Source organism: Camelimonas sp. FR25 (assembly GCF_059740505.1).
This window is the reverse complement of record NZ_JCAWFG010000081.1, coordinates 1-7,143: the sequence shown is the minus strand read 5'-3', so window position 1 is coordinate 7,143 and position 7,143 is coordinate 1. Positions and strand designations below refer to the sequence as shown.

General features: G+C 64.3%; 7 protein-coding genes and 1 pseudogene. 5 read left to right on the top strand and 3 right to left on the bottom strand.

Annotation, left to right across the window (positions count from 1 at the left end):
• The first annotated feature begins 598 nt into the window (after nucleotides 1-598).
• Nucleotides 599-1,129, top strand: a complete 531-nt coding sequence (locus AC6A67_RS10660) for a hypothetical protein (protein ID WP_498036536.1) — start codon at nucleotides 599-601, stop codon at nucleotides 1,127-1,129.
• Nucleotides 1,130-1,520: 391 nt separating this feature from the next.
• Here the strand turns inward: AC6A67_RS10660 and AC6A67_RS10655 are convergent, their stop codons facing one another.
• Together AC6A67_RS10655 and AC6A67_RS10650 are read right to left on the bottom strand one after the other, a co-directional pair.
• Nucleotides 1,521-1,673, bottom strand: coding sequence for a hypothetical protein (locus AC6A67_RS10655; RefSeq protein ID WP_498036537.1), 153 nt, complete (start codon nucleotides 1,671-1,673; stop codon nucleotides 1,521-1,523).
• Between the two features lie 93 nt (nucleotides 1,674-1,766).
• Nucleotides 1,767-2,312, bottom strand: a pseudogene (locus AC6A67_RS10650) (metallophosphoesterase); the annotation flags it as partial.
• 160 nt (nucleotides 2,313-2,472) lie between these two features.
• On the opposite strand from AC6A67_RS10650, the gene AC6A67_RS10645 reads away from it, so the two are divergent.
• The gene (locus AC6A67_RS10645) at nucleotides 2,473-3,339 is read left to right on the top strand and encodes a MurR/RpiR family transcriptional regulator (protein WP_498036535.1); all 867 of its coding nucleotides are present in this window, start codon (nucleotides 2,473-2,475) and stop codon (nucleotides 3,337-3,339) included.
• Here the strand turns inward: AC6A67_RS10645 and AC6A67_RS10640 are convergent, their stop codons facing one another.
• The gene (locus AC6A67_RS10640; protein WP_498036534.1) at nucleotides 3,340-4,143 is read right to left on the bottom strand and encodes an HAD-IIA family hydrolase; all 804 of its coding nucleotides are present in this window, start codon (nucleotides 4,141-4,143) and stop codon (nucleotides 3,340-3,342) included. It lies immediately after the preceding gene.
• A gap of 338 nt (nucleotides 4,144-4,481) precedes the next feature.
• Between AC6A67_RS10640 and phnD the strand changes: the two genes are divergently transcribed.
• The 3 genes from phnD to phnC all read left to right on the top strand — a co-directional run bounded on the left by phnD (nucleotide 4,482) and on the right by phnC (nucleotide 7,095).
• A complete protein-coding gene (gene phnD, locus AC6A67_RS10635; protein WP_498036533.1) occupies nucleotides 4,482-5,345 on the top strand; it encodes a phosphate/phosphite/phosphonate ABC transporter substrate-binding protein in 864 nt (287 codons plus the stop codon).
• 167 nt (nucleotides 5,346-5,512) lie between these two features.
• Nucleotides 5,513-6,346 carry a phosphonate ABC transporter, permease protein PhnE gene (gene phnE / locus AC6A67_RS10630; RefSeq protein ID WP_498036532.1) on the top strand — a complete coding sequence of 278 codons (834 nt, stop codon included), beginning with the start codon at nucleotides 5,513-5,515 and terminating at the stop codon, nucleotides 6,344-6,346.
• Nucleotides 6,343-7,095 (top strand): phosphonate ABC transporter ATP-binding protein, encoded by a 753-nt coding sequence (gene phnC / locus AC6A67_RS10625; RefSeq protein WP_498036531.1) that lies wholly within the window; start codon nucleotides 6,343-6,345, stop codon nucleotides 7,093-7,095. Before phnE ends, phnC begins: the two co-directional genes overlap by 4 nt.
• Nucleotides 7,096-7,143: the final 48 nt, after the last annotated feature.

Here is a 7,143-nt window from a genome sequence, read left to right as displayed (position 1 = left end):
CCCGATCCAGCCCAGCTTTGGGCGCCACAACTCCTGCCCCTCGCATGAACGCATCATCGTCAGGCCGTGGAAATTCCACGCTAACGAGACGCCCTGTGAAACTGGAGCGCGGCGCTGAACGATTGTAGGCCGCTCAGGACCATGGTTTTTCGATGGCAGGATTTTCAACGATGCCGCTGTAGGCCTCCGCTGGCGGTTGTAGGGGTATCCGGTGAAGTCGGTTGAGGTGATGGGCCGATAGAACAGGCGCCCCTCCCCATAATCGGCCAGTGGGACGCCTCCCGCATGTGCACGCGCGCACGTACGCGAGGGGTGGCCCGGCGCTAGCTTCTACCCATGGAGCGATGTTGCTCCGGGGGTGAAGCAAATGACCGCTGTTGAGACCGCCAAATCCGTCGTTTCCATCGTTCTGGCGACGCCGATTGGCTGGGCGATGATGGCCGCCGCCTTGATCGTCTTTGCTCGTCTCAGCGCGGGCTGACCCCCCACTCCCATCGGACCTCGGATTGATACGACTGGCCGCCAAAAAGGCGGCTTTTTCTTTGGTCGCGTCGTAGTATTGGCAGGTGACAGCGCAGACGCGGAACAGTGGGGCGACATGCTTAAAATTCAATACGAAAGCCTTCGTGTTACCGAGGAAAGTGAGCATGGCTTCCGCGTTGAAATTCTGCCGGTGGCGAGGACTACCGATGGCGTTTCTGTATTCATCCGCCGTGAGTTCTTTCCGCAGATCCTTGCTGCCATATCGAACAGCATGAACGTCATTCCCTCCGCAAAGCAGACGGTCAAGACAGCCTGGCAGCCGGCCGGCGGCCCCTCAGTGGAACCCGCGTTGGACAGCATGAGCGAAGACGATGTCGCGGCCATCTGGCTCCGGGAAGGCGTTGTTGCGGATGCGGAAGATCATCCGTCCCCGGATCCGGCAGAGCCTACACGCCCATCGTTAGATGATGACGTTATTTTATCTTTCTGGATGCGACCGTACGGGCGTCATGCGCTGATCCATGGATCACCGTCCCAGGTCTTTCCAGCGTATGGTTGCGGAGTGATGACGCTGAGCAACGGGGGCGATGCAATGACGGCGCGTGTTTGCGCAGGTTTAGCTGCGGTCACTCGCCTTGCTTCCTGATGATCACAGGTCCCACCAAGCGATGTGGCTTGGTCTGATCAAACCTGGACGTGTGTTCGAACGTCCACGCGTCACTACGATGTCGAACGGTCGGTGAACGAATGGTTGGCCGGGCCTGATGCGGCGCACCGAAGGCGGTGCGTGGGACACGTAGGACCTCGCCAGCGTGAAAAGTGGCGCAGTCCATGATGGGCGGCAGGCCATGCGCGTGACCCTGTGTAGCCCTGACCAACGCTGGAGCCACGTTTCGTCGCTTGCTCTCGCGGACTTGAAGCCCTCGTCGCCTGCATGCACCCCCGTTGCAGCCGCATCAGTTTGCATTCGCAGGCTTGCGCGGCAATCCCATGCTCGCTCGCTCGCGCGCGCGCGGGTGGGTAAATCTGGCGTTGGGTCACGTCAGTGCGGCGTGCTCGAGTGTGAAGCTGGCGAGCGACTTGCCGTCAAACCGGTGCATCAACAGCACGCGCGACGGCGGGATGGCCCGCAGCCGGCGCGGCGCGGCGAAATCCAGCTCAAAGTTCCATGCGGGCGATGGAGCAGTCATGCAGGCTACGCCAGCGTACGTGCGATGAATGATGCGATGAACGTGTCCGCAAAGCACGCCGACCACGTTGCCGTTCGTGCGGATCAGCTGCTCCAGCATGGCCGCGCCATCGCGCAGACGTATCGCGTCGAGGGCTGGCGCGCCCGTCATGAACGGCGGGTGATGCAGCAGCAGCAGGGCAGGGGCGTCACCGCCAATCTGCAGTTCACGCTCCAGCCACGCCAATTGATCGTCGCACAGCGCGCCATGGGATGCGCCCTCCACAAGCGTGTCGAGCGCCAGTATGCGCAACGGCCCGCAGGGGCCATTAAACGTGGCCGCGCAGGCGACATGGGCGCCAACCGATTCAGCCGCCTCGCGAAAAGCCGCCCGAAATGGCGCACGCCTGTCGTGGTTCCCGGGGACCACGACATAGGGCAAACCAAGCCTCTCCAGTTCTTCGGCCACCAGTTGATAGGCCGCCGGATCGCCTGCGTCTGCTATGTCGCCCGTGATCACCAACAAGTCTGGCGCGGCGCCTGCGGGCCATGGCCCCGCCACCTGCGCGAGCGCCTGTCGCCATACACCATGTGACGCGTCGCTCTGGTCGTGCTGTCCTGGTCGCGTCACATGAAAGTCGGTAAGATGGAGAATGTTCATGAAGCTCGCCTGTCCCGCGCCGCTTCGGCGCAGCGCCGTGGAGCCCGCCTTATAGCGACGCTCCTTGTCGTGTTTGCGACAGGCGCATGAGCAGCCCCTCGCGCAACGCCCGTTGCGCTGTCCGTGTCCGTATCGTCGCCTCCCTCACGCTGAGTGCCTGATGTCATCTCCCGAAAACCCACTCGCCCAGCTCAAGGCGCGCTTGCAGGATCTACCGCCCACCGCGCGGCGCATCGCCGCGTACATCGTGGAGAACCCCGAACTCGTGGCGAACATGTCGGTGAGCGAGCTGGCCCACGCCACCGCCGCCAGTGAGGGCTCGGTGGTCGGCTTGTGCCAGCAGATCGGCGGGCGCGGCTTCACTGAGATCAAGATCGCCATCGTCAAGGAGATCGCCACGTCGCGGGCGCTGCTGCACGAGGCTATCACCCCTGGCGACTCGACAGCCGATGTGATCGCAAAGTTCACGGCCAGCCATGCGGTCGCCATTGAGGATACGGCGAAGGTGCTGTCCGTTGACGCGCTGGACGCGGCGGCGCAGTTGCTGGATGGCGCGCGGCGGGTCGAGTTCTATGGCGTCGGCACGTCGGCCCCAATCGCGGAGGACGCGGCTTACCGGTTCCTGCGCCTTGGGCTGGACACCAAGGCGGTCACGGATTCTCACGTTATGGCGGTCAGCGCCAGCTTCACGTCGCCAGATGTCGCCGTGGTCATCATCTCGCACTCGGGCCGCACCCAGGAGAGTCTGCAGGCCGCGCGTCTGGCCCAGCAGGCAGGCGCCCGCACGATCTGCATCACCAATTTTGGCCGCTCCCCCCTGCAGCAGTACTGCGCCGTGGCGCTGTACACCGCAGCGCAGGAAACGCGGTATCGGATGGAGGCGCTGTCCAGCCGGATTGCTGAATTGTTTGTTCTCGACGTGCTTTACGCCAGGCTGGCGCTGCTGCGCTGGCAGTCATCCCTGGATTCCATCCAGCAATCCTACGATGTCATCGCCACCAAGCGCCTGCCGCCGTCCACCCCCTGATCATGGCCGGTCCGACGCGACTGGCGCCAGCAGGTCACGGAGCGTAAGGCTGTCGGAAAGGATGATGCCGGGCACGCCTGCGTTCACGGCGACAAGTCCGTCGGTCAGCGGATTGTCGCCAATCATCACGGCTTCATGCGGCTCAGCGCCAAGCGTTCGCAGCAGGCGGTTCAGCCCGTGCGGATCGGGTTTGCCCAGCGTCAGGTCAGGCGTGCGGCCCGCCGCGGCCGCGACAGCCGCTGCAAGGGCGCCGGTTTCCGGCGTGATGTCGCCATGGGGCGCAGGATGGGTGAGGTCCGGGTTGGCGACAACAAACGCAGCGCCCCGACGCACGGCGTTCGCCGCTCGGGTCAGCGTTTCGTAGTTGAAATGCGTTGCGCGACACAGCAGCACCACATCCGCATCTTCCTGCACACATGTCAGCCCCGCGCGTAGGGCCGCCTGCTGGATCGCCATGCTGGCGATCGCCATGACGCGCGCGCCAGGCCAGCGCCGCGCGACTTCACTGACCGCCGAAACGCCAGCCAGCCAGATGCGGTCGCAGGGAAAGTCGAGCCCCGCCTGCCCCATGGCGGCGGCGAGGGTCGCTGAGTCATCCGATGAGTTGTTGCTCAGCAGATGAGCGCGGTCGCCCGCTTGCTGAAGCGTCTCCCTGGCGTAGGGCAGGGCCTGTCCGCCGCTCATCAGCGTGCCGTCAAGGTCGAGGATGATGACCCGCGCTTCCCGAAAGAGAGCCTGCGCACGGGCGGCCGTGGCGGCGATCAGATCTGGTGTTGACGGCTGGACTGGGGTGGATCGCGCCATGCAGTCTGGTCTCCTTGATGGCGCTGTGCGGCGCGTGGTTCACCTTGCCGGCAGGAACGAAAACTCCCCGGGCACCCAGCGCTCTAGACCGGACGAAACCGCAAACCAATGCTGTTTTGAATTTTATTCAGCGTCATCTGTCCGTCATTGAGCGCGGCTAAATCCCCTGTCGGCGCCGCCAGCTCACTGTCTGTCCGAGACGGCGAGGGGGCGTCGCCGCCGGAGCGGCGCCTGCCCGTTCCGCGTCAAGACATTCAGCGAGACCCAACCTTCAGCAAGACAATTGCGCCCTGCGCCCGACAGACGTCGGGGCCGGCCATGCTCTGGGAGAGCTTTCCATGTTGAACCGTCGCACCCTGCTGCTGGGCGCCGCCGCCGGCATTGTCGCCGCCCCCGCCATCGTGCACGCCACGGGCCGCAAGACGATCAAGGTCGCGCTGGCACCCTCACAGCCGACCCAGACGGAAACCAGGAAGGTCTGGGAGCCGCTGTATCGCTCTGTTTGCGACCGTATCGGCGCCAACCTCCACCTTACCGTCGCCAACGACTGGGCCGGCGTATCTGTCGCCATTGGCAGCGAGCAGGCTGATCTGGCCCAGTTGGGGCCGTGGGGCTACGTGCTGGCCCGCAACAGCTCCGGCACGCGCGTCATCAACGTGCTGCTGATCGACGGCAAGCCGACCTACCATGGCCTCATCGTCGCCCGGCCTGACCTGAAACTTGAGAAGTTCCCCGAGGATGCGAAGGGCATGTCGATGCAGATGCTCGATACCGGCTCGACCACGGGCTGGATGGTGCCGACCCATTACTTCCGTTCGGCCGGCATCGACCCGAAAACCTATTTCGGTCGCTATGCTGAGGGCGCTTCTGCAGCGGCGGCGCAGATGGCCACCATCAACGGCCAGGTCGATCTGGCGACCGGCTGGGACACCCATCGTAACACGATGATCAAGAATGGTCTGATGAAGGCCGACGCGAACAAGGTGGTGTGGCAGTCGGCGCCGTTGCCCAACGAGCCCATCGTGGTGCGCAAGAGCATGGACGATGAGACCGCGGCTGCGCTGCAGGCGGCCTTCAATGCGCTGACGCCTGAAGAGCTCAAGACGCTGCCCTACCCTTATAGCGGCTTCGCCTCCACCACACACGAGCCCTATGCGGTGCTGGAACAGATGGGGCGCGATCTGGGCGTGCTCAAGGGCTGAGACGCACGGTGAAGTGGCGGCGTCTGCAGGGCTTGGCTGTCATGCGGCCGTCGCCGCTCCGTCCTTGAGGCACAGAATGACGGTGCGCGTGCCGAAACGGCGTCGCGCGCACCAGGTCGGTGCGGTCAACAGGCTTTCAGCCTGTCGGCGCCCGATGCGGGGACATCATGTGGAAATTTGAACGGAGCCCGCCGACGCGAGACGCGGCTGGGCGCTATGTTGAATCGCGGGTCTCGGCCCTGTCGGCGCCAGTCCTGCTGCGCTGCGCTCTGGGGCTCGTCGTCGTCGCGCTGTTCTGGCAATGCGTGAAGCTGGCCGAAGTCGATCCCGTTGCGCTTGTCGCCGGTCTGCCGCGGCTTGCGAACTGGGCCGCGAAGTCCTGGCCCCCTTATCTGAATGACCTAGATGTCTATTGGTATCGGGCCGCCGAGACGGTCGCCATCGCCACGGTCGCCACGGTCGCCGCCACCATCCTGGCGTTTCCGCTGTCGATCTTCATTTCGCGCAACATGACGCCATCGCGCTGGCTGTCCGGCCCTGTCCGCGTGGTGATCAATTGCTTCCGCGGCGTCGACACCATTGTGTTCGCCCTGCTGTTTGTTGCGGCTGTTGGCCTCGGTCCGTTTGCGGGCGTGCTCGGAATGATCGTCCATTCACTCGGGGTCATCGCCAAGCTGAATAGCGAAGCGATTGAGACCGCGCCTGCGGCGCCGCTTGAAGCCGCCGCAATGACCGGCGCCAGCCGCAGCAAGATCGTTTCATTCGCGCTGCTGCCGTCGGTGATGCCCAACCTAGCGTCCGTGTCCCTGTATGTGTGGGAGGCGAATGTGCGCACGTCCACCATTCTCGGCATTGTCGGCGCGGGCGGCATCGGCATCGAGATCAAGGCCGCCATCGACCTGCTCGACTTCCCGAAACTGCTCACGGTCACGGTCATCATGCTCATCATGGTGTCGATCATTGATCAGATCAGCGGCCTGTTGCGCCGGAGGCTCGCATGACATCCCACACAGGAGCGGCGCTGACGCTCAGGAATGTCAGCAAGCGTTATGGCGCGGCCATCGCGCTGCAGGACGTCAGCTTTTCCATTGGCAAGGGGGAACTGGTGGCGTTGCTCGGACCCAGCGGCGCCGGAAAATCCACCATCTTCCGTTGCATATCGCGTCTGACCGACGTGGACGCAGGTAAGGTCCTGGTCGAAGGCGGGATTGTGGGAGACATGGACCGTCGCGCCCTGCGCGAACACCGGCGGGCGCTGGGTCTCATTTTCCAGCAGTTCAACCTGATCCCGAGGCTCAGCGCGCTGGACAACACGCTGGGCGGCAGGTTGGGTCACGCGCCGACATGGCGGGTGCTGCTGCGGCAGTTCTCCATGCAGGACAAGCAACTGGCCCTTGGGGCGCTGGATCGCGTGGGGTTGCTCGAGAAAGCTTACCAGCGCGCTGACTCGCTGTCCGGCGGCCAGCAGCAACGCGTCGCAATTGCGCGGGTGCTTGCGCAGCAAAGCAGCATCGTCCTCGCGGATGAGCCCGTCGCCAGCCTCGACCCTGCGTCCGCAGCCAATGTCCTGGAGGTTCTGCGTAACATCGCGCGTGAGAATGGCATCGCGGTCCTGTGCAGCCTGCATCAGACTGATCTTGCGAGGACCTATGCGGATCGCATCCTGGCAATGCGGAGCGGCCGCCTGGTGCTCGATGCACCGTCACGTGACGTCAGCGCAGCGGAGATTGACGGCCTTTATTACGCGTAGAGGTTGCGGCCCGCGGCGCTATCGCGCCCGGTCTCTGGACCGGGGCGC